Raw genomic sequence first — 20,284 nt, forward strand, 5'->3', positions numbered from 1 at the left:
GCTGTGGCTGCTTCGGCGGCATCGTCCGGGAATTCGGACGTCTGAAGACAACCAGCAGCAAAAGGCTCGATGCTCGAGCTGTCGAAAAGCTCCTCCTTATGGATCGAACAACGAGCGGTGCTGCGCAAAAATCTCGAGGGAGAACCAAATGGCGGTCCATTTCAATCACACAATCTTGTCGGCGCGCGACAGCAAGGCTTCGGCGAAATTCCTGACCGAGATGTTGAACCTTCCACCCGCGAAGCACTGGGGACCATTTGAGATGGTCGCCACCGAAAACGGTGCCTTTCTCGACTACATGAACACTGACGAGATCACGCCGCAGCACTACGCCTTTCTGGTCAGCGAAACCGAATTCGACGAGATTTTCGGCCGGGTTCGGGAGCGCAAGCTTCCCTACTGGGCCGATCCGGCGCGCAAGCAGCCCGGCGAGATCAATCATCACGACGGCGGACGCGGAGTCTACTTCGAGGATCTCAACGGTCACCTCCTCGAAATCATCACCCGCCCCTATGGCAGCGGCGGATGGAATCCATAAAGGCCGACGGCGAGATGCGGCTTTCTCAGGAGCCAGCTTCGAAGCCGCTCCAACGAATCAGATTTCGCAATCGAGCGAATTCAAGGCCTTTCGCAAGCCACCAAACGCGCTTAGTCGGCAGGGCTCGTTGTCGCTGGCGGCCTTTCGCCGCTCGGAAATGATTGTTCGCTTGATTTCGGTCGTCCTTGGGTTCGACTTGGGAGCGGCCGCGGCGGCAACCTTCTTTGGACGGGCGTCGGTGGCGACCTTCTTTGGACGAGCGTCGGCGGCGGCCTTCTTTGATTTGGGATCGTGTCGATGGCGGATGATCATCCTCGGGGGCTCCGAAGGACCGACACTGACGTCTTCTGACGGAGAAACGCGTTCGTCGACCAGAATAGGCTGCGGTGGTGTCTCGCTGCTCGCAGCCGCAATTTCAAGTCGATCGGCCTTTTCAAGTCGATCAGACTTCACCAATGCAGTATCTGAATCGGAAGCGCCTGCGGCGGTCTCGGCAAGCGGCTGGACAACCGCTACTGAATTACGCGCCGGAGTCCTGAGTTCCATTGCCGCCAGCACTCCTATACCCAAGGGGATGAGGAGGCCCACCAACACCATTCTGAGCATGATGCTCCTCCGACTGGTTTAGTGCCGGTGAAAATTCTCCGATCTAATGCGGCAACTTGGCGGCGGCGCACAGCCCGTTTGCCGACAGGGTTAACGCCGGCGTCGATGCTCACGCGCGGATGTTGAATGGAGGAACGGAATCGCTTCCGCCTTTCGTGCCTCAATTGCGCAACAGCACGGTTTCCCGAACGGTCCGGCTCGAGCCCAAGACGAAGGCGAGACCCAGCGCCATCAGCAGCACGCCAAGCCAGGTTGCCGTCCAGCCGGACCCATCATCGGCCGCCTCCGCGATCGCAGAGGCGACCGGCGCGGCCGGAGGCGCGGTGACGATAGCCGCTTCGCTTGGCGCCGGTGCGGCTGCCAGAAGCGTCTCCGCGTCGAGCCGGCGCGGCGTGGGCTGATCAGGCGCGAGCTGATCGGTCGCGTGGTTAGCCGTGGCGACGGGTGCCGGCGGCACGAAGGCCGCGGCGCCCGTGGCCTGGACGGGAGCAACATCAACCACCTTGAACTCGGGCGCGGGCCGCGTCGGCTCAGGCGTTTCCGCCGGCGCGGAGCGCAGCATCTCCGCGCGCGCATCCATGACCGCCTTCCGCTTGCGCCGCGCGGCCTCGTTCTCCTCGGCAGCGGCACGAGCCTTCGCGGCGCGAAAACGATCACGAACCTGCTTCACCGTCGCGGTCCCCGCGGCAGTCTGGAACCAGCATTTACGGCCTCCCTCAGTGCGATAGACCCAGCGCTGCCCCTCCGCCGTCGATGTGCCGGGCCGCGGCGAGCACTCGCTTTCCTTTTCCGCGGGAGCAGGCTCAGTGGCTGTCTGGGGAGGAGAGACATTGAACAAGTCCGCAAGAGGATTCGAAGACGCAGAAGTCGGGAGACTTGTGAGAAGGACGAAGGCGGCGATGCACAATCGCAAATGACCCGACATGGAAACTCCAGTGTTGCGCCCCACCCGGCACGACCTTTGGCCGCGACCTCGTTCACAATGCGGCTCAAATCTGGCAAGGCGGCGGATTCATTCTGGCCCGCAAACGAGAATGCGGCTCGATCGGTCGCTGCAATTCAGTAAGTCATGTTACTGACAGCACCGGTGTGACGGAGACTGGTCCCATGCACTGCTGCAGTTCGGCCGGAACATATTTCATGGACATTCTCGCCGATCGCAGTGTCCAAGTATCACGATCGCTGCCTGGGTTTGATACTGATCGAGTTCAGCAGTGTTGCGGTCGCGATCATCGCCGCGATGCCAGCGAGACTCACCGCCATCTGCATCGCAAGTCCGCCTGAAATATCGAGCAGCGCCACGTAGCTGGCGAAGGTCAAGAGAACGCCGAGGCAAAAGATTGGCAGCGAGTTCTGGCCACAGAGGATCGCGCCGCGCATTACCGGCGTGGTCAGCCCTCGCCAATTGCGAGGCACGAGCCATGCCGCCAAAACCGCTACGGCCAGAAAATGCAGCAACCGCAATGGATCGAGATTCGATTTGTCCAATGGATGAAGCAGGTTCGCCAGCGCCTGCGGGATCAGTGCTTCCAGCGGTTTGATGCGCCAGCTCAATGCGATGATCAAGCTGAAGAGCAGATACAGGACAGCAAGCACAAGCGTCGTGCGTGACGTCACCCATTGCGGCCGGGGCCTCTTATCCTCGATCATCCACCACGCGCCAAGCACGAACAGCAGTTGCCAGGCCAGCGGATTGAAGGCCCATCGGCCGTTCGGCCACGCCGGGACGGTCCAGCCAAAGGCATGCACCAATACATAAAGCGCCAACGAGGCGCCAAGCGTTACGTTCGGCGCTCGCAGCAGCAGCCACAGCAGCGGCGCGAACAACAGGTGAAGAAGCACGAAGACCGACAAGACGTCGGTATTGACGGGACGGTATTGCAGGATCGCCGCCCGCGCGAGCGTCGCGCCCGGATCGTCCAACAAGATGCGCGTATTGCTCTCGTCAGCAAGACGGCCAGTGCCTGCGAGGTGAACCAGGATCGCGCAGGCGAGCGTGAGCAAGAGAAGCGCGACATAAATGTCCCAGCTTCGCCGCAGCGTTCGGCTGATCACGCCGGCCCAGCCCTCGCAGCGCCATGCCCTGCCGTAAGCCAGCGCGCAGGTTACCCCCGAGACGAACATGAACACTTCCGCGGCATCGCTGAAGCCGTAGTTCCGCAGCGTCAGCCAAGCTCCGATGTTGTTGGGAACATGATCAAGAAAGATGAACCACAGCGCGATGCCTCGGCAGGCATCTATTCGCAGGTCGCGGCCGTGGTCTTTCAGCTCCGGCAGCTCGCCGACCACGAACTTGGGGTTGGTAATTCGGTCGTGCATCTGGGTCGTCCCGAAGCCAGCAAAATGCACCCGCCGCGCGAGCTCCTGGTGTGAGCTCGTTCACCTTTAAGCGCTTATTTTTTCAAGCGAATCTGCGCGCAAGCGTTGAGCGCTGTCGGCCTTGCACGTGATCATTTGAGCCGCATGATTAAGCCCGTTCCTCCTTCGGCGCTTGACGAGGTCCGTGCGACGTCGGCTGTCAGAGAAGAGGAGACTAGATTTCGCGTGGTCGGCATTACGTAGGATGGGTGGAGCGCAGCGATACCCATCATCGATCGCGCGCAGGAGATCGATGGGTTTTGCTCTACGCTTCCTGAGAACTATCCACGCAAATCCGCTTCGTGCGCGAAAAAGCTTCAACATCCGCTGCAAATCTCGTCGCGCGCAAGAAGTTCTCGCGCGCTTGCCGATCTAGCTGCAATTGCGAAACGGACCCGGCGAACGCGCCGCGGGGAATGCGGACGTGTGTGTTGAACTCGAAAACGCCACGTCTTAGGCGTCGTCATCGTCCGCGAAGGCGGACGATCCGGTATTCCAGAGGCCGTGGTGATTGAATCGACAAGCCGCGGCGTACTGGATACCCCGCCTCCGCGGGGTATGACGGCTGGATGGCGGCGAGTGTTCGGTAGGCGTGAGATTCCGGGTTCGACGCTTCGCGTCGCCCTGGAATGACGGTCCCAACTGCCCCCGTTAACCCTTTGCTAACCATACACCGGGCAAAAATTGCCGGGTGAAGTCGAGTGTCGTCGGCCGCGTTTCAAACGGGAGGATCCCGTGGACGCCAGTGCGGTGCCTCACTTTCGAAACGGCGGCCCTTCGGCCGCCGCGAAGACGTTTGGCGCCCGCGGGCGTCGGTCGCGGGGGGATGCGGCTACCATGGTCGATGTCACGGCAGGTCAGGGCGGCGCCAGCCCCAAATTTCCGACCCTTGGCGAAATCGGCGAGATCCTAAAGCGCGGCGATCTGGCGCTGGCGTTCGGCGTCCTGGTCATCCTGGTCGTGCTGATCCTGCCGCTGCCCGCGATCGTGCTCGATCTGTTCCTTGCGATCTCGATCACGGTCTCGATCCTGATCCTGATGACGTCACTGTTCATCCAGGCGCCGCTCGAATTCTCGGCGTTTCCAACCGTGCTGTTGATCTCGACCATGCTGCGGCTGTCGCTCAACATGGCCTCGACACGGTTGATCCTGTCGCATGGCCATGAGGGCACGGCCGCGGCCGGCCACGTCATCGAGGCCTTCGGCAATTTCGTGATGAGCGGTAATTTCGTGATCGGAATTATCGTGTTCGCGATCCTCGTCATCGTGAACTTCGTCGTCATCACCAAGGGTTCGGGCCGCATCGCCGAAGTCGCTGCCCGCTTCCAACTGGATTCGATGCCCGGCAAGCAGATGGCGATCGACGCCGACCTTTCCGCTGGCCTGATCGACGAGAAGACCGCCAAAGAGCGGCGCAAGGCGCTGGAGGACGAAAGCGGCTTCTTCGGCGCGATGGACGGCGCCTCGAAATTCGTCCGCGGCGACGCCATCGCGGGCCTTTTGATCGTTTTCATCAACGTCGTCGGCGGCATCATCATCGGCGTCGCGCAGCAGGGCATGAGCTTTGGCGACGCCGCCCGCACCTATACCGTGCTCACCGTCGGCGACGGCCTCGTCACCCAGGTGCCGGCGCTGATCGTCTCCACCGCCGCGGGCCTCCTCGTCTCCAAGGCCGGCATCACCGGCGCCGCCGACAAGGCGCTGATGAAGCAGCTTTCGGGTTATCCGCAGGCGCTCGGCATGTCGGCCGGCGTCATGCTGGTGCTGGCGCTGCTGCCGGGAATTCCGATGCTGCCCTTCCTCGCGCTTGGCGGCGGCGCCGCCGCGCTGGCCTGGAAGGCGCGCAACCACAACACCGCCGTCAAGGCGCAGGAAGCTGCTGCCGCCGCCGCGCCCGATGCCGCCGCGGCCGCCGCCCAGGCTGCGGCCGAGGAGCCGATCGCCTCCGCGCTCAAGATCGACGACCTCAAGATCGAGCTCGGCTACGCGCTGCTACCGCTGGTCAACGGCCCCGACGGCACCGACCGCCTGACCGAGCAGATCAAGGCGCTGCGCCGCTCGTTCGCGATCGAAATGGGTTTTGTGATGCCGGCGGTGCGCATCCTCGACAACGTGCAGCTCGAGGCCAACACCTACGTCATCAAGATCAAGGAAGTCGACGCCGGCTCGGGCAAGATCTGGCCGAACCAGTTCATGGTCATGGATCCCGCCGGCAACCAGGTCGGCGTGCCCGGCATCCATACCGTCGAGCCGACCTTCGGTCTTCCCGCGACCTGGGTCGACGCCGCGCTGAAGGAAGAGGCCTCGCTGAAGGGTTATACCGTGGTCGATGCCGCGACCGTGCTGTCGACGCACCTGACCGAGCTGCTCAAGAACAACATGAGCGATCTCTTGTCCTATGGCGAGGTGCAGAAGCTCCTGAAGGATCTGCCAAAGGAACAGGGCGAACTGGTCAAGGACATCGTGCCGAGCCAGGTCACGGTATCGGGCATCCAGCGCGTGCTGCAGCTCCTTCTCGCCGAGCGCATCTCGATCCGCGATCTCTCGACTATCCTCGAGGGCATTGCGGACGCACTCGCCTTCTCGCGCAACCCCGCAACCATGGTCGAGCACGTCCGCGCCCGCCTCGCCCGCCAGATCTGCGCGCAGAATACCACATACAACGGCTACCTGCCGTTGATCGCGCTGTCGGCGCGCTGGGAACAGGCGTTCGCGGAATCAATCGTGGGCCAGGGCGAAGAGCGCAGCCTCGCCATGCAGCCTTCAAAACTCTCGGAGTTCATGACCGCCGTGCGCAACGCCTTCGAGCAGGCCGCCCGCGAGGGCGAGGCGCCGGTGCTGGTCACGTCAGCGGCAATCCGTCCGTTCGTCCGCTCGCTAGTCGAACGATTCCGCTCGCAGACGACGGTACTGTCGCAGGCCGAAATCCATCCGCGCGCGCGGTTGAAGACAGTGGGGAGTGTGTAGTCAAGTTGCGCAAATCACTCAAAAAATCCCGAGGCCATTTCGCCACATGCAAACGGTTTGTTAAAATCGGGTAATTTGACGCCGTCGCGCGACGCGAGCGCCGTTACCACAGTAAGCGATTGTAAAACATAGACAATTGTCAAAAATAGCGATTTCCCGATCGCGGCCGTTCAAGTCTTTTCACCGGCTTGTGATCGGCTATTGGGAACGATTTCCCGAATTCCTACGTTTTCTGCACGCGAGACGTTGAACCCGCCTGAGAAGGCATTCGACCAATTCACACGCGGGAAGGCGGCAGGAGACTTCCATGAACCACTCGATCTACAGCGCAGATCGCACGACCCATCTCAAGATCGTGGTCGTGGCGCTCGTGGCAGGTATCGTGGTCGCCGGTTTCAGCATCTCGGCACGCAACGGCTCGGATGATGGTCTCACCCAGACCGCGAGCACGGGCGTGATGAAGGCCGGCAAGCCGGTCGTGGTCACCAGCTCAAGCAACTCAGTCGTTCGCTAGAGGAGAAGAAATTCACGGAATTCACGTGGCTCTTTACAGCCCCCCAAAGTCGCTACGTGGATATATAAGACCCCAACTACCCCCAAGTTGACTGCGAAAACGCCCGCTCCCCACGGGCGTTTTCTTTTTGTGCGAGTATGCTCGCCATCACACCACAGAAATCGCCTGGCACACCGACCTCATCCTGAGGAGCCCGCGAAGCGGGCGTCTCGAAGGATGCCCGCGTGCGCCACCGGCTCCATCGGGGCCTTCATGGTTCGAGACGCGCGCAAGAGCGCGCTCCTCACCATGAGGGAAGCTTAAGTGGAGAGATGCTACCGCCCAGGCACCGTCTCGATCAGCTTGCCGGTATAGATCGGCGCCGAAGTCGGCTGGCCGGTCGGCGAGCCGCCGGCCTGCTCGACGGTGACCGCGTAGGTCGCAGCGTTGATGGTGCTGGCGTCGAAGTCGGCGAGCACCGGGCGCGCGGTAAAATCGCTGCCGCCGATCACGCCGAGCGAGCGCGGCCGCGGCAGCTTGTCGGAGATCAGCCAGAGCTCAAAGCTCTTGCCGGGCTCGGCTTCGGCGCCGACGCGGCGGACGGTGAAATTCTTGGTGGCGGCGTCGACCGTCAGGATGAAGGCGGGCGAGCCGGCGTCGCGCTGCAACAGCGCGACATATTGCGCCGAGGGCACCGGCGGTGCCGCCGGCGTCTTCACCTCGACGGTCTGGATGCGCGGTTTCGGCCGCAACGCCTCCGGCAGCAGATCCGGCTGATAGACCTGCACCGCCAGCATCGCGACCAGCGCCGCGGCGAGCGCGGTGGCGATGGAGGCGACGTTGCGCCAGCGCTTCGCCCGGGCCGCCGACAACCGGACAACGTTGGAGGTGTCCCCCGCGGGCGGTGGCGCTTCGGCCGCGACCGGCTGTTCGGGTGGCGACGGCGGCGGGGTCCCGGGCAGCGTCAGCGGCGCGCGTTGTTCGGTGGAATGTCCGATCGCGGCCTTGATGTTTTCCCACACAATCGGCCGCGGCTCGATGGAGCCGACCATCTGGTTCAGCGCCCCGAGCCGATATTCCCAGGCACGGACGATCGCGGTGAATTCGCTGTCGACGGCCATCATGGTCTCGACCTGCGCGCGCTCGTCGGCATCGAGGGTGCCGAGCGCATATTCAGCAGCGAGCGCGATATGGTCTTCGCTATAGGCCATCGTTCAAGATCCGGGCCTCTAGAGCCCGAGACACTCCCTTATATCCATCATGCTGCGGCGCAGCCACGTCTTCACCGTATTCACCGGCGCTTCGAACTTGGCGGCGAGCTGTTCGCGGCTCCAGCCGTTGTAATAGGCGAGCAGCACGAGCTTCTGCCGATCCGGCTCGAGGCGGCCGACGCATTCCAGCAACCGCTTCAACTCTTCCGTCATCTCGCGCCGCGCCAGCGGATCGGGTGAATCGGCCGCCACTTCCATTGCGGTCGGCTCCTCCTCGATCGAGCTTTCGCTCCGCTTTCGCACCACGTCGATCGCCCGGTTGCGCGCGATCGACACCATCCATGTGATCGGCGAAGACAGGGCCGGGTTGAACTGGCCGGCGCTGTTCCAGATCTTGACGTAAGCCTCCTGAATGACCTCCTCCGCGAGGTCCTGACGGCGCAAGATACGGATCACGACACCGAAGAGTTTCGCGCGCGTGGCGGCGTAAAGGCGCTCAAAAGCGGCCTCATCCCCCTTCGCCACCGCGGCAATCAGCCAGACCAGCTCCGCTGGCGTCAGCATTCAGTGTCCCCCAAAGTCTCGATCCCCTAGTCACGTCCTACGCCGGAGCTGTCGAGAAAGTTTCGTACCATACCCTGCGTCAAAGGAGGCACCAAGTCGCCCGTTTCAGCCCATTGGCAAAGGAAAAACCCGGACCTTTCGGCCCGGGTTTCGATTCTTGAACTGATATCCGCTGTAAGCGTCAGGCGACGCCCAGGCGGGCGCGCATCAGGCCGATAGAATCCATGTCGGCCTGCTCGCGGGCGCTCTCCTCGGCGCGCTCGCGCGCCTGGTCGCGCTCGTCGAGCAACTCGACCTTCTTCAGCTCCTCGAACGCTTCGCTCAATAGGCTCTTGGCGTCTTCGAGCTGGATGCGCAGTTCGTCGGCGGAGCGGGTCAGGTTTTCCCGGCGCTGGATCGCGGCCTTGGCGTAGGTCGGATAGGCGAAGTGGGAGGGATCGTTGATCCCGGCCCGCTCCTGCTCGGTCTGGATTTCGCGCTCGAGATCGACCGACATGCGCTGGAAGTCGGCGATCATGCCTTCGATCTGGGTAACCCTTCGGCGCTTCTCGTCGACCTGAAATTTCTTCAGGCGGATCAGCGTTTCTCGTGACTTCATCGACTCATACTCCCCAGAAGTCCCATTCTGAACGCGGGACGGAGCCGGCTCCCCGGGGGGCCCCACCGGCGGCGTTAATCATGTGCCGGGGATGATGGCCTGACAAAGTTAGCGTTCCGTTTCCAAATTGCTGACGATTTGCGCCAATCGGCGATAGCCGTCATCAAGGCTTGATTTTTCATCCTTGGCCTGGCGCAGGAAGGCTTCCAGCGGCTCATGCAGGCGTACGGCCTCGTCGACCTCCGGACTGGAACCCGCCCGGTAGGCGCCCAACCGGATCAGCTCTTCCATGTCGGCGTAGGTCGCCATCACCTGCCGGGCTCGTGTGATCACGGGCAAGTAGGCGGGATCGGCCGATCGCGGCATGGTGCGCGAGACCGATTTGAGAATATTGATCGCGGGAAAGCGTCCACGCTCCGCAATCGAGCGTTGCATCACGATGTGACCGTCCAGAATGCCGCGCACGGCATCCGCGATCGGCTCGTTATGGTCGTCGCCGTCGACCAGCACTGTGAAGATGGCGGTGATAGTGCCGATGCCGGTGCCCGGCCCTGCCCGTTCCAGAAGCTTCGGCAATTCGGTGAACACGGTCGGCGTATAGCCCTTGGCGGTTGGCGGCTCGCCGGCCGACAGACCGATCTCGCGCTGCGCCATCGCAAAGCGCGTGACCGAGTCCATCAGGCACAGCACATCCTTGTCCTCGTCGCGAAAATACTCCGCAATCGCCAGCGTCAGATACGCCGCCTGCCGCCGCATCAGAGCGGGTTCGTCCGATGTCGCGACCACCACGACCGAGCGCGCCAGACCCTCGTCGCCGAGATCCTCCTGCAGGAATTCCTGCACCTCGCGGCCGCGTTCGCCGATCAGGCCGATGATGGTGATGTCGGCATCGACATTGCGCGCCAGCATCGACAGCAGCACGGATTTACCGACGCCGGAACCTGCGAAGATGCCGAGCCGCTGGCCGCGGCAACAGGTCAGGAAGGTGTTGAGTGCGCGCACCCCGAGATCGAGCGGGGGGCCGACGCGCTTGCGCGAATGCGCCGGCGGCGGCGCATTGCGGTAGGGCATTGGCGACGGGCCCTGCACCAACGGCCCCTTGCCATCGATCGGTTCCCCCATGGCATTGATGACGCGGCCGAGCCAGGCCGGTGACGGCCGCACCTGACTGGCTGCGGTGGCGATCACCGCGCGGCAACCGCGCCTGACACCATCGAGCCCGCCGAACGGCATGACGACCGCATTGCTGCCGGAAAAGCCGATGACCTCCGCCGGGATGAAACGGCCTCCGCCGGTGTCGATGACGATGCGGGCGCCTACCGACATTGCATGAATGGGCCCGGCGATCTCGACCATGAGTCCGCGCACGCCCACGACACGGCCATATATATTGACGCCGTCGATATCGCCGATCTGCTCCGCGAGCGCCTTCATTGCGAAAACCTTAAGTTTCCGCACTTTAAGAAACCGCGCTTAACCTCGTGTTTACCCGCATCATTAATCATTGCGTCACTGTCTTTGGTGACTGAGAGCGCTTGCCCATCAGAAGAAGGGCCAACGCGGGAGTCGGTTAGGCCCGTCTCTTAATCTGGAACCTGAGTGGGCATTGTGGAGAAAAGCTGCTTCTGCGCAACATCTTAGGGCGATTCGCTAGAAATTGCACTCAAAGAGCTTGCGAACCGGAATCAGATTTTGTTAACCATGTGTCTGTCAGGATCCGAATCAGTTGTTAAAGGCGTTTTGAGTGCCGCAAGTGCGGCCGACCTGACGCCCGGAGCGGCGGACTAAAGGGGACTGGCATGCGCGTTTTGCTGATAGAAGATGACAGCGCCGTCGCGCAGTCGATCGAGTTGATGCTGAAATCCGAGAGTTTCAACGTCTATACGACGGACCTCGGAGAGGAAGGCGTCGACCTAGGCAAGCTTTACGACTACGACATTATTCTTCTCGACCTCAATCTGCCCGACATGTCCGGCTACGACGTGCTCAAACAGCTGCGGGTCTCCAAGATCAAGACTCCCATCCTGATCCTCTCCGGCCTCGCCGGCATCGAGGACAAGGTCAAGGGTCTCGGCGTCGGTGCCGACGACTACATGACCAAGCCCTTTCACAAAGACGAACTGGTTGCCCGCATCCACGCGATCGTGCGCCGCTCCAAGGGTCACGCCCAGTCGGTCATCCAGACCGGGGACCTCGTGGTCAATCTCGACACCAAAACGGTCGAGGTCGGCGGCCAGCGCGTGCACCTGACCGGCAAGGAATACCAGATGCTGGAGCTGCTTTCGCTCCGCAAGGGAACCACCCTCACCAAGGAAATGTTCCTCAACCATCTCTATGGCGGCATGGACGAGCCCGAGCTGAAGATCATCGACGTCTTCATCTGCAAGCTGCGCAAGAAGCTCGCCAACGCCTCCGAAGGCCGCAACTTCATCGAGACCGTGTGGGGCCGCGGCTACGTGCTGCGCGAGCCGCACGAGGCGGACGAGCGCATCCCCGCCTGATCAGGGTTTTATAGCGAGCCCGACGACGGCTCACTCCATCCCGACTGAACCCCGCCCGAAATGGCGGGGTTTTTGTTTGGGCCATCGCCCGCGCGACAAATTCGCTTCCCCGGATTGAAACCCGCGTCATGGTGTCTCGTACTTGACGGAATTGTCCGCAAAACGAGGGGGAAGTCATGAAAAACGTCAGTCTGGCTGCCGCGATTGCGCTCGGATCGGCATCGGGCGCGCTCATCGGCTATTCGGCGCTCGCCGGCGGCGACAAGGTCGCCTTCCCGGAGCATTTCGACAAAGGCACGCTCTACGCCACGGTCGATCGTTACGACAACAAGCAATATCGCGAGCTCTATGCGACGCCGGCGGCGGTCGATGCGGTGCGCAAGGGGCAGCCGATCCCGAGCGGCACGGTGCTGACGCTGGTGCAATACAAGGCGCAGCTCGATGCGGCCGGCGAGCCGCTCAAGGATGCCAATGGGCGTTTCCTGAAGGGCGACCTCGTCGCCTACACGGTGATGGAAAAGCGCGATGGCTGGGGCGCCGAGTACAAGGATGAAATTCGGAATGGCGAATGGGAGTATCAGGCGTTTGGCCCGGACAAGAAGGTCAACGACAAGGCCAATCTGACGGCCTGCTTCACCTGCCACAAGCCGCATGCCGGGCAGGATTTTGTCATCTCGCTGGCGGGTCTGAAGGGCACGCCCGAAGGCGCCACGGCAAAGCCCACACCAGGCCCCGGCGTGGTCTCGATCTCGGACTTCAAGTTCGGGCCGGAGACTGTCGTGGTCAACAAGGACCAGACCATCACCTGGCACAACACTGATTCCTCGCCGCACCAGGTGACGATCACCGGCCCCAAGGCGCAGCGCTCGCCCATCGCGCTGAAAGGCCAGACCACCCAGCTAACCCTCGCCGATGCCGGAACCTACGATTACATCTGCGGCCTGCACCCCGCCATGAAGGGCAAGATCGAGGTCAGGGAATAGGCGAGCCCCGGCCTGAAATCGGCGATCATCGGGTTGGACGATCCATGGCGCGCGAATGCGAGCTGCTGGCTGCACGTTGTCGTGCCGTCCGGGGCAGGCCGTGCGGCACGACGTTCTGACATTCATGAGCGCGCGAGCGCATCGAGCCTGCCTCGAAGCTCGTCAATCGTCGGCTTCGCAATGTCGGCAGCGCCGGGCGTTGCCAGCACCTTGTCACACATCTGGTTGATCGCAGGGGTAGCAGCAACAACCAGCTTTACGAGGAAGCTCTTTCCTTCCGGGGAGAGCTGCGCCGCGCGGGAATTGACCTCATTCAATTGAGCGGTCGCTTCCTTCAGTTTGGGCAGGGCGGCCTCGGCAGAGGCGGCATCGGTGATCCCGGGCAGCACGGTCCTGATGGACCCCACCGACAAGTTGATCTGGTCGCAAGGTTCATCCCTCCGACCGTTAAGTCCGTCGGAGCCTTGCCCACGGTGCCGGTCTCGGTCTGCGTCGTGGAGGGCGGCGACACCACAGCGACCGTGTCCTCCCCTGAACGACCAAGGGCGAACCAGGCGAGGCCACCCAGCACCGCCGCGGCGACCAGCCAATACGGCCATTGCGGTACCGTGGATCTCCGGGCCGCCGCAGAGGCCGCCTGAGCAGCCCGGGAAACGGTCTGCTCCGAAGCCTCTGCAATCCGGCCACCAGCCGTGCTGGCCGCCGCTGCGCCGCTACGCAAGCTTTCAGTCGCTCCGTCGATGAGACCGGCGGCACTCAACTGACCGGCGAGACCGGACGGTATTGCCGCGGCGATCTGATCCTTCTGTGAAATGAGAAGGGACGCCAGCCCGCTTGCGTCGAGACCGGCGCTGCGTTGCTGCTGCCCCAGCGTGCCAAGGACCACGGGACCGAGCATGCCAAGCATCGACTTGGCAGTCCCCTCGCCGATTCCCGCGAACTTTCCTATCGTCTGGGCCATCGTATCCAGCGTTCCGCCACCGAACAGGTCCGAAAGCATGTTCGCCCCCTGCAGCAGGTTCTGGCCGGAGCCGCCGATCAGATTCTTGAGGCTCTCAATCGATGCGGATTGCTGTGTAAGCGTATTGGTGAGCTGACGCGCGCCATTGGGCGTGGAGGCCAGGTCAGCGAGGCTTGCAAGAAGCGCAGGAATAGCAGCCGTGATGGCTTTCTGCGCGACGTCGCGATCAAGGCCCAAGACAGAAGCGATCTTTGCAATCATGTCCGGCGTGAGGAATTGCATCACTGCAGAGACTAAGTTCGTCGCCATGGAGATCCTCCCGAGCAAGATGCAGTTGCGCGCCTAGGTTAGACCCTCCAGTCTAGATTACGCCTCTAAGATTTAATCACCTTATGTTACAACCTATCCGTTCGGAGGTTCCACCAAAGCTGTGACCTCGCAACCAAGGTGTCACTCCTCAGAAGGTGTCACTCCTCAGAAGCAGGGAGTTACGTGAATGGGCATTATCTGGACGATCATCATTGGCTTCATCGCCGGAGTCATCGCCAAATTCATTATGCCCGGCGACAACGAGCCATCAGGCTTCATCATGACGACGATCCTGGGCATCGTGGGCGCTTTCGTTGCATCTTATCTTGGACGCGCCCTCGGCTGGTACGGCCCGGAAGAGGGCGCAGGGCTTATCGGTGCGGTTGTCGGGGCGATCATCGTCCTGTTCGTGTATGGTCTCGTCACAAGCCGGCGGACGACCTGAACGAACCGCTCATGGCAGACGCCGGCGCATCGGAAAAACATCACCGCGCTACACGCATCAGCACCCGTCGGCGCATCCCGCGTGACCCGAGTGTTACGGCGCAAGGCTCAGCGTTCACGACCGAACGACCGCCTCAAATGGCAGGATTTTTGTTTGGGATTGAACCGCCTCGTCCTATTCACCGACTGAGAGATCGTGCGAACCTTCGGAACGCACGAGTTGGGGCGAATTCAATGATCCTGCAATCGCTTGCCGGGCTGCCGGCGTTTTTGGTCTATTTCTGCACGGCGATCGTCGCCGTGGTGGCCTATCTCTTCGTCTATACCCGCGTCACCGCGCATAACGAGTTCGATCTGATCCGCGCCAACGAGCCGGCAGCCGCGATTGCGCTGGGGCTCAGCCTGCTCGGCTTCGTGCTGCCACTGGTCAGCGCCATCACCCATTCCGCCAATGTCTGGGATTGCCTGATCTGGGCGGGAATCGCGCTGATCGTGCAGATCATCGTCTATTACCTCGTCAGGATTCCGGTGCCCAAGCTGTCAACACGGATCGCGTCCGGTGAACTCGCCGCCGCGATCTGGCTCGGCCTGTCCTCGCTCGCGGCCGGCGCGCTCAACGCCGCCTGCATGGTCTACTGACCATGGCCGATAAACCAAACCAGGATTTCGGCAAGCGCAATTCGGTCTCGGTGCCGGCTTCGCCGCGCCCCGTTCCGCCGCCGCCGGCCAAGCGATCGAGCCACGTTGCGCTTCTGCTGATGGGCACGTTTGCGGTCGGCAGCGCCGCCTACACGCTGATGCCGAGCCGCACCTGCGAGCAGCAACCGCCGAACGCGTATGCGGCATCGCCGACGCAAACCACGACCGAATGCTCGTCACGCAGCTCGTCCTCGAGCCATGGCGGCAGCTCCGGCGGCGGCAGTTCGTCGTCGCGTAGCGGCTACTACAGCAGCGACTACTCCTCCTCGAGCCAATCCTCCTCCCATTCCGGTTCACACTCGGTGCAGCGCGGCGGCTTCGGCTCGTTCGGCCACGCCATCGGCTTCTCAGGCGGTTGAAGCCCATGCAGCGGATCGACTGCCCCGAACGCGACGACTGGCGCGCCACCGCTGAAGGCGTTGGGTTTGCGTTCCACACCATCAATGGCGAACGCTATTGGGACGAACGGGCCTATTACGCGTTCACGCTGCAGGAAATCGAACGGCGGATCGAGACACCCACCGGCGAGATCGATGCGATGTGCCTCGAACTGGTCGGCCGGGTCGTCAGCGACGAAAAATATCTGCGCCGGTTGAAAATACCCGAAGCCTTCTGGCCGCTGATTGCCGAGAGCTGGCGCCGCCGCGACCCCAGCCTCTACGGCCGGCTGGACCTCTGCTATGACGGCTGGAGCCCGGCGAAACTCCTCGAGTACAACGCTGATACGCCGACCTCGATTTTCGAAGCCGCGGTCTTTCAGTGGACCTGGCTCGAACAGGCGATGGAACGCAACATCATTCCGAAGCGTGCCGATCAGTTCAATTCAATCCACGAGCGCCTGATCGACTCCTGGAAGAAGCTGGGCGGCGCGAAGCACCTTCACCTCGCCGGGATGATGGATAACGCGGAGGATGCCGGCACGCTGGCCTATCTGGAAGACACCGCAAGACAAGCAGGACTCCGCACCACGCCGCTGGACATCAAGGACGTCGGGTTGGACAACGACGGCTGTTTCGTTGATCTCGACGACGAGGCGATCGAACTCGCCTTCAAGCTGTATCCCTGGGAATGGATGTTCCTCGACACGTTCGGCGCAAAACTCGCGACAGCACCGACGCGCTGGATCGAGCCGCCCTGGAAGGCGATCCTCTCGAACAAGGGCATCCTTCCGCTGTTGTGGGAAATGTTTCCGAAGCACCCGAATTTGTTGCCGGCCTATTTCGAGGACGATCCGAAGGCGGCAACGCTCGGCTCCTCATTCGTGCGCAAGCCGCTCTATTCGCGCGAAGGTGCCAATGTCGCGCTCGTCAGTGCCGGCACCACGCTGGCGGAGCAGCAGGGTCCCTACGGCGCGGAAGGATTCATCCGCCAGGCTTTTGCGCCGCTGCCGAGCTTCGCTGACAAATATCCGGTGCTGGGTAGCTGGCTGGTCGACCACACGCCATGCGGCCTGTCGATCCGCGAGGACGAGAACCCGATCACCGGCAACACGTCACGCTTCCTGCCGCACGCGATAGTATAGCGCGGCAGGCAAGACACGGACCGAAGAACAGACTCAGCTCGCCGCAGCAACCGCCCGTAGCGTTTGCGGCACCAGTGTCGATGCCCCGACCCTTATCACCGGCGCGATGTTCGGACGATAAAGTCCGCGCCGCTCCGGATACGGCTTGAAGCTGTTGGTAATTCCGACCACCGATTCGGCCGCGCCAAGCGCCAGCACACCATCGGGCTCCATCATCCGGGAGAGCCGTTCGAAGATGTTGGCCTTGGTGTTCTGATCGAAATAGATCAGCACGTTGCGGCAGAAGATGATGTCGAATACGCCGAGATGGGAGAAATCCTGCAGCAGGTTGAGCTGACGATGCTGCACCATGCTGCGGAGCTCGGCATTGATCTGCCAGAGTTCGCCGTTCTGAGTGAAATACTTCACCAGCAGTTGGATCGGCAATCCGCGCTGCACCTCGAACTGGCTGAAGATTCCGGCCTTGGACTTTTCCAGCACCGCCTGCGACAGGTCGGTCGCGACGATCTCGGTGCGCCACCCCGACAGCAGTGGCCCTGCTTCCTTCAGGCACATTGCGATCGAATACGGCTCCTGCCCGGTGGAGGATGCCGCGCACCAGATGCGCAAGGCGCGGCGGGCCGCGCGCGCCTGCACCAGCGCCGGAAGCACCGCCTCGCGCAGATGATCGAACGGAATCTTGTCGCGGAAGAAAAACGTCTCGTTGGTGGTCATCGCCTCGACCACCTCCGCCGTCAGCGCCTCGGCTCCGCTCCTCATCCTGGCGACGAGTTCGGGAATGCCCGGCAGGCTGGACTTGCGCGCGAGCGGCAACAGCCGGCTTTCCACCAGGTACTGCTTGTCGGCGGAGAGATCGAGCCCGGAGCGCTCTTTCAGAAGCTTACGCAGATACTCATAGTCTGAAGGCGTCACGAACGATCTCCCGAAAACAACCGAACCAGTTTGGGCGCGATCTGATTGAGCGGCAGAACCGCCGCGCAAATACCCGCATTGGCGGCCGCGCCCGGCATGCCCCAGACCACGCTGGTCGCCTCGTCCTGGGCAATCACGCTGCCGCCGGCGGCGACGATTTCTTTGCCGCCGCGCATGCCGTCCGATCCCATGCCGGTCAGAATCACCGACATGATGCTGCCCTGCCAGACGTCGATGGCGGAGTTGAACAGCGGATCCACCGCGGGTTTGCAAAAATTCACCGGCGGCCCATCGTCCAGCACAATCGCCGCGTCCGCGCCGTGGCGGACGACGCGCATGTGACGGCCACCCGGCGCAAGATAGATCCGTCCCGGCTTGACCATCTCGCCATCGACGGCCTCATGCGCAGGCCGGCGGCTCGCGCGCGCCAGATGCTCGGCAAGAATCGTGGTGAAGGTCGGCGGCATGTGCTGGGTGATCAGCACCGGAAAGCGATCGATCACCGGGCCGATATCGGCCACCAGCGTCATCAGCGCCTGCGGACCACCGGTCGACGAGCCGATCAGGAGCACGCGCGGCGCCAGCATGCTGAACGGCCGGCGCGCGAGTGGCAGCTGCGTAACCGGCGCCGCGACCGGCTGCGGCGAGACCTCGCGTATCCGATCGGGCGCCTGCGCAGGAGCCGGACTTACGGCAGGCGACGCACGACGGCGCGCCCTCGCACCGAGATGCCTGATCTTCTGGATCAGATCGTGATGGAAGGTCTCGGCGGCGGAAGCTTCGCGGGTGCTCTCCGGCTTTGGAATGTAGTCGGCGGCACCGAGCGACAGCGCCTTGAAACTGATCTCCGCATTGCGGCGGGTCAGCGTCGAGGCCATGATGATGACGAGATCGCGTTTTTTCGCGAGCAGCTGCGGCAGCGCCGAAATGCCGTCGAGATCCGGCATTTCGATATCGAGCACCGCAACGTCGGGCTTGATGCGTTCGATCTGGTTGACGGCATCGAGACCGGTACGCAACGAGGCCGAGACCTCCATATCCGGCTCGGCGCCGATCCAGCGCGAGATCATTCCGCGGATCACGACGGAATCGTCGACCACCATGACACGCAGCTTGTCCTGCCGTGTCGAGACTGGCGGCGGAGACCTCGTTAACGCAACACTCATTACTTCACCCGACCCAACTCAACTCAAGCGGCACACTTACACAAACAACGCCGAAGGCCGTTGAGCCGCCGGGATTACGCGCGAGATCAGATCAGGCCGACTTCCTGGAACTTCGCGGTAACGATGTCCTTGTCGAACGGCTTCATGATGTACTCGTTGGCGCCGGCATGCAGCGCGCGCGCGATGTGCGCGACGTCGTTTTCGGTGGTGCAGAACACGACCTTGGGCACGTCGCCGCCGGGCATGCGGCGCAGATTGCCGAGGAACTCGTAGCCGTCCATGACCGGCATGTTCCAGTCGAGCAGCACCGCATCGGGCATCGCGCGCTTGCAGGCTTCAAGCGCCTTCTCGCCATCCTCGGCTTCGGCGATCTGAAAATCGAGACCTTCGAGGATGCGTCGCGCGACCTTTCGGATGACGCTGGAGTCATCGACGACCAGGCAGGTTTTCATTTTAGGCCTCCACTTACACCAATTCCCAAGAGGGATGTTTCCATTCCAGGTTGGATTTTCATGCCGCTATCAGGTCGGGCACGAGTTCGAGAACGCGATCGACGTCGAGGACGACCATGAGCTGGCCGTCGAGGCGGTGCACGCCGCCGGCGAGTTTCGCCATGCGCGGGTCGAGGTTGACCGGGTTTTCCTCGCAGCTCGCTTCCGGCAGGCGCAGCACCTCGCCGATCTGGTCGATCAGAAGGCCGTAGGACTCGCCGCGGAGGTCGACGCCGACCGCCATCGGCGGCTTGCCGTCGTCGTTCTTCGGCAGGCCGAGCCGGGCGCGCATGTCGACCACGGTGACGATGCGGCCGCGCAGGTTGAGCACGCCGGCGATCTCGCTCGACGCCAGCGGCACCCGCGTCAGCCGCTCCGGCATGAACACGTCCTGCACCCGCGAGATCGGCAGGCCGAACAATTGCCCGCCGATCACCGCGGTGACGTATTCGGCGACGGTGCCCTCGATGGTCTCGGTCTTGGTGGTCATCTGCTGGTTCCTTAGGCCGCGCGCCGGGTGTCGGCGGTCTGTTCCTTCAGCGCCGCGATCAGGCCGGGACGGTCGAACTTGGCGACGTAGTCGTGGAAGCCGGCCTGCCGGCCGCGCTCGATTGCCGCCGGCGACACCAGCGAGGACAGCGCGATGATCGGCAGCTGGTTCAAATTGTGGTCGGAGCGGATGACTTCGGCAAACTCGAAGCCGTTCATGTCCGGCATCTCGATGTCGGTCAGCACCACGTCAAAGCTGTGGCCCGAGCGCAGCGCGGCGAGCCCCTCCTGGGCGTTGACCGCGACCCGCACCTTGTAGCCGGCGGCCTTCAGCACCGGTGCCAGCATGTTGCGGAAGAACGCGCTATCGTCGACCAACAGCACCGATTGCGCGGTCGAGGAGGCCCGCATCTCCTTGCGCGAGAACCAGTCGGCAAACGCCATCGGCAGGAAGTGGCCGACGTCGATCACC

Annotated in this window: 23 protein-coding genes; 9 read left to right on the forward strand and 14 right to left on the reverse strand. The window is 62.7% G+C overall.

What is annotated here, in order from left to right; all coding sequences use genetic code 11:
- Nucleotides 1-148 precede the first annotated feature (148 nt).
- Nucleotides 149-538, forward strand: coding sequence for a VOC family protein (locus tag J6524_RS32380; protein ID WP_225677953.1), 390 nt, complete (start codon nucleotides 149-151; stop codon nucleotides 536-538).
- A 57-nt stretch (nucleotides 539-595) separates the two neighbouring features.
- Here J6524_RS32380 and J6524_RS32385 read toward each other — a convergent pair whose 3' ends face one another.
- The 3 genes from J6524_RS32385 to J6524_RS32395 all read right to left on the reverse strand — a co-directional run bounded on the left by J6524_RS32385 (nucleotide 596) and on the right by J6524_RS32395 (nucleotide 3,463).
- A complete protein-coding gene (locus tag J6524_RS32385; protein WP_225677954.1) occupies nucleotides 596-1,144 on the reverse strand; it encodes a hypothetical protein in 549 nt (182 codons plus the stop codon).
- 160 nt (nucleotides 1,145-1,304) lie between these two features.
- Nucleotides 1,305-1,814 (reverse strand): hypothetical protein, encoded by a 510-nt coding sequence (locus J6524_RS32390; RefSeq protein WP_225677955.1) that lies wholly within the window; start codon nucleotides 1,812-1,814, stop codon nucleotides 1,305-1,307.
- Nucleotides 1,815-2,317: 503 nt separating this feature from the next.
- Complete coding sequence (locus tag J6524_RS32395) at nucleotides 2,318-3,463, reverse strand: OpgC domain-containing protein (protein WP_225677956.1); 1,146 nt, start codon at nucleotides 3,461-3,463, stop codon at nucleotides 2,318-2,320.
- An 876-nt stretch (nucleotides 3,464-4,339) separates the two neighbouring features.
- Between J6524_RS32395 and flhA the strand changes: the two genes are divergently transcribed.
- Nucleotides 4,340-6,469, forward strand: coding sequence for a flagellar biosynthesis protein FlhA (gene flhA / locus J6524_RS32400; protein ID WP_225677957.1), 2,130 nt, complete (start codon nucleotides 4,340-4,342; stop codon nucleotides 6,467-6,469).
- 307 nt (nucleotides 6,470-6,776) lie between these two features.
- Entirely contained in the window at nucleotides 6,777-6,983 is a 207-nt protein-coding gene (locus J6524_RS32405; protein WP_225677958.1) for a hypothetical protein, read from the forward strand.
- A gap of 314 nt (nucleotides 6,984-7,297) precedes the next feature.
- Here the strand turns inward: J6524_RS32405 and J6524_RS32410 are convergent, their stop codons facing one another.
- The 4 genes from J6524_RS32410 to fliI form a co-directional block, all read right to left on the reverse strand.
- Complete coding sequence (locus J6524_RS32410; RefSeq protein ID WP_225677959.1) at nucleotides 7,298-8,173, reverse strand: anti-sigma factor; 876 nt, start codon at nucleotides 8,171-8,173, stop codon at nucleotides 7,298-7,300.
- Between the two features lie 18 nt (nucleotides 8,174-8,191).
- Nucleotides 8,192-8,737 carry a sigma-70 family RNA polymerase sigma factor gene (locus tag J6524_RS32415; RefSeq protein WP_225677960.1) on the reverse strand — a complete coding sequence of 182 codons (546 nt, stop codon included), beginning with the start codon at nucleotides 8,735-8,737 and terminating at the stop codon, nucleotides 8,192-8,194.
- 181 nt (nucleotides 8,738-8,918) lie between these two features.
- Nucleotides 8,919-9,335 carry a flagellar export protein FliJ gene (gene fliJ, locus J6524_RS32420; protein ID WP_057842912.1) on the reverse strand — a complete coding sequence of 139 codons (417 nt, stop codon included), beginning with the start codon at nucleotides 9,333-9,335 and terminating at the stop codon, nucleotides 8,919-8,921.
- Between the two features lie 108 nt (nucleotides 9,336-9,443).
- Nucleotides 9,444-10,769: a flagellar protein export ATPase FliI gene (fliI, locus tag J6524_RS32425; RefSeq protein ID WP_225677961.1), complete on the reverse strand. Its 1,326-nt coding sequence runs from the start codon at nucleotides 10,767-10,769 to the stop codon at nucleotides 9,444-9,446.
- A 365-nt stretch (nucleotides 10,770-11,134) separates the two neighbouring features.
- On the opposite strand from fliI, the gene ctrA reads away from it, so the two are divergent.
- Both ctrA and J6524_RS32435 read left to right on the forward strand, forming a co-directional pair.
- A complete protein-coding gene (ctrA, locus tag J6524_RS32430) occupies nucleotides 11,135-11,836 on the forward strand; it encodes a response regulator transcription factor CtrA (RefSeq protein WP_016848562.1) in 702 nt (233 codons plus the stop codon).
- 176 nt (nucleotides 11,837-12,012) lie between these two features.
- Nucleotides 12,013-12,819, forward strand: a complete 807-nt coding sequence (locus J6524_RS32435) for a cytochrome P460 family protein (RefSeq protein WP_225677962.1) — start codon at nucleotides 12,013-12,015, stop codon at nucleotides 12,817-12,819.
- 122 nt (nucleotides 12,820-12,941) lie between these two features.
- Here J6524_RS32435 and J6524_RS32440 read toward each other — a convergent pair whose 3' ends face one another.
- Together J6524_RS32440 and J6524_RS32445 are read right to left on the reverse strand one after the other, a co-directional pair.
- Complete coding sequence (locus J6524_RS32440) at nucleotides 12,942-13,136, reverse strand: hypothetical protein (protein WP_225677963.1); 195 nt, start codon at nucleotides 13,134-13,136, stop codon at nucleotides 12,942-12,944.
- 17 nt (nucleotides 13,137-13,153) lie between these two features.
- The gene (locus tag J6524_RS32445; protein ID WP_225677964.1) at nucleotides 13,154-14,089 is read right to left on the reverse strand and encodes a DUF937 domain-containing protein; all 936 of its coding nucleotides are present in this window, start codon (nucleotides 14,087-14,089) and stop codon (nucleotides 13,154-13,156) included.
- Between the two features lie 187 nt (nucleotides 14,090-14,276).
- On the opposite strand from J6524_RS32445, the gene J6524_RS32450 reads away from it, so the two are divergent.
- From J6524_RS32450 to J6524_RS32465, 4 genes are all read left to right on the forward strand, one after another.
- Nucleotides 14,277-14,534, forward strand: a complete 258-nt coding sequence (locus J6524_RS32450; protein ID WP_225677965.1) for a GlsB/YeaQ/YmgE family stress response membrane protein — start codon at nucleotides 14,277-14,279, stop codon at nucleotides 14,532-14,534.
- Nucleotides 14,535-14,767: 233 nt separating this feature from the next.
- Nucleotides 14,768-15,172: a DUF350 domain-containing protein gene (locus tag J6524_RS32455; protein ID WP_225677966.1), complete on the forward strand. Its 405-nt coding sequence runs from the start codon at nucleotides 14,768-14,770 to the stop codon at nucleotides 15,170-15,172.
- 2 nt (nucleotides 15,173-15,174) lie between these two features.
- Complete coding sequence (locus J6524_RS32460; protein WP_225677967.1) at nucleotides 15,175-15,591, forward strand: hypothetical protein; 417 nt, start codon at nucleotides 15,175-15,177, stop codon at nucleotides 15,589-15,591.
- Between the two features lie 5 nt (nucleotides 15,592-15,596).
- Nucleotides 15,597-16,754, forward strand: coding sequence for a glutathionylspermidine synthase family protein (locus J6524_RS32465; protein WP_225677968.1), 1,158 nt, complete (start codon nucleotides 15,597-15,599; stop codon nucleotides 16,752-16,754).
- Nucleotides 16,755-16,787: 33 nt separating this feature from the next.
- Here the strand turns inward: J6524_RS32465 and J6524_RS32470 are convergent, their stop codons facing one another.
- The 5 genes from J6524_RS32470 to J6524_RS32490 all read right to left on the reverse strand — a co-directional run.
- Nucleotides 16,788-17,666 (reverse strand): CheR family methyltransferase, encoded by an 879-nt coding sequence (locus J6524_RS32470; protein WP_225677969.1) that lies wholly within the window; start codon nucleotides 17,664-17,666, stop codon nucleotides 16,788-16,790.
- Nucleotides 17,663-18,832: a protein-glutamate methylesterase/protein-glutamine glutaminase gene (locus tag J6524_RS32475; protein WP_225677970.1), complete on the reverse strand. Its 1,170-nt coding sequence runs from the start codon at nucleotides 18,830-18,832 to the stop codon at nucleotides 17,663-17,665. Before J6524_RS32475 ends, J6524_RS32470 begins: the two co-directional genes overlap by 4 nt.
- Before the next feature lie 86 nt (nucleotides 18,833-18,918).
- Nucleotides 18,919-19,284 carry a response regulator gene (locus J6524_RS32480; RefSeq protein WP_225677971.1) on the reverse strand — a complete coding sequence of 122 codons (366 nt, stop codon included), beginning with the start codon at nucleotides 19,282-19,284 and terminating at the stop codon, nucleotides 18,919-18,921.
- 58 nt (nucleotides 19,285-19,342) lie between these two features.
- The gene (locus J6524_RS32485; RefSeq protein WP_225677972.1) at nucleotides 19,343-19,813 is read right to left on the reverse strand and encodes a chemotaxis protein CheW; all 471 of its coding nucleotides are present in this window, start codon (nucleotides 19,811-19,813) and stop codon (nucleotides 19,343-19,345) included.
- Between the two features lie 11 nt (nucleotides 19,814-19,824).
- A partial coding sequence (locus tag J6524_RS32490; RefSeq protein ID WP_225677973.1) for a response regulator occupies nucleotides 19,825-20,284 on the reverse strand: 460 nt, incomplete at its 5' end.

The organism is Bradyrhizobium hereditatis (genome assembly GCF_020329435.1).
GTDB lineage: Bacteria > Pseudomonadota > Alphaproteobacteria > Rhizobiales > Xanthobacteraceae > Bradyrhizobium > Bradyrhizobium hereditatis.

Excerpts from the sequence above, each read along its gene's own strand:
- J6524_RS32475 (WP_225677970.1), bottom strand. The coding sequence starts at position 18,832 with ATGAGTGTTGCGTTAACGAGGTCTCCGCCGCCAGTCTCGACACGGCAG.
- J6524_RS32460 (WP_225677967.1), top strand. The coding sequence starts at position 15,175 with ATGGCCGATAAACCAAACCAGGATTTCGGCAAGCGCAATTCGGTCTCG.
- J6524_RS32385 (WP_225677954.1), bottom strand. The coding sequence starts at position 1,144 with ATGCTCAGAATGGTGTTGGTGGGCCTCCTCATCCCCTTGGGTATAGGA.
- ctrA (WP_016848562.1), top strand. The coding sequence starts at position 11,135 with ATGCGCGTTTTGCTGATAGAAGATGACAGCGCCGTCGCGCAGTCGATC.
- J6524_RS32485 (WP_225677972.1), bottom strand. The coding sequence starts at position 19,813 with ATGACCACCAAGACCGAGACCATCGAGGGCACCGTCGCCGAATACGTC.
- fliJ (WP_057842912.1), bottom strand. The coding sequence starts at position 9,335 with ATGAAGTCACGAGAAACGCTGATCCGCCTGAAGAAATTTCAGGTCGAC.
- J6524_RS32410 (WP_225677959.1), bottom strand. The coding sequence starts at position 8,173 with ATGGCCTATAGCGAAGACCATATCGCGCTCGCTGCTGAATATGCGCTC.
- flhA (WP_225677957.1), top strand. The coding sequence starts at position 4,340 with ATGGTCGATGTCACGGCAGGTCAGGGCGGCGCCAGCCCCAAATTTCCG.
- J6524_RS32455 (WP_225677966.1), top strand. The coding sequence starts at position 14,768 with ATGATCCTGCAATCGCTTGCCGGGCTGCCGGCGTTTTTGGTCTATTTC.
- J6524_RS32405 (WP_225677958.1), top strand. The coding sequence starts at position 6,777 with ATGAACCACTCGATCTACAGCGCAGATCGCACGACCCATCTCAAGATC.
- J6524_RS32395 (WP_225677956.1), bottom strand. The coding sequence starts at position 3,463 with ATGCACGACCGAATTACCAACCCCAAGTTCGTGGTCGGCGAGCTGCCG.
- fliI (WP_225677961.1), bottom strand. The coding sequence starts at position 10,769 with ATGAAGGCGCTCGCGGAGCAGATCGGCGATATCGACGGCGTCAATATA.
- J6524_RS32445 (WP_225677964.1), bottom strand. The coding sequence starts at position 14,089 with ATGGCGACGAACTTAGTCTCTGCAGTGATGCAATTCCTCACGCCGGAC.
- J6524_RS32415 (WP_225677960.1), bottom strand. The coding sequence starts at position 8,737 with ATGCTGACGCCAGCGGAGCTGGTCTGGCTGATTGCCGCGGTGGCGAAG.
- J6524_RS32480 (WP_225677971.1), bottom strand. The coding sequence starts at position 19,284 with ATGAAAACCTGCCTGGTCGTCGATGACTCCAGCGTCATCCGAAAGGTC.
- J6524_RS32380 (WP_225677953.1), top strand. The coding sequence starts at position 149 with ATGGCGGTCCATTTCAATCACACAATCTTGTCGGCGCGCGACAGCAAG.
- J6524_RS32465 (WP_225677968.1), top strand. The coding sequence starts at position 15,597 with ATGCAGCGGATCGACTGCCCCGAACGCGACGACTGGCGCGCCACCGCT.
- J6524_RS32450 (WP_225677965.1), top strand. The coding sequence starts at position 14,277 with ATGGGCATTATCTGGACGATCATCATTGGCTTCATCGCCGGAGTCATC.
- J6524_RS32435 (WP_225677962.1), top strand. The coding sequence starts at position 12,013 with ATGAAAAACGTCAGTCTGGCTGCCGCGATTGCGCTCGGATCGGCATCG.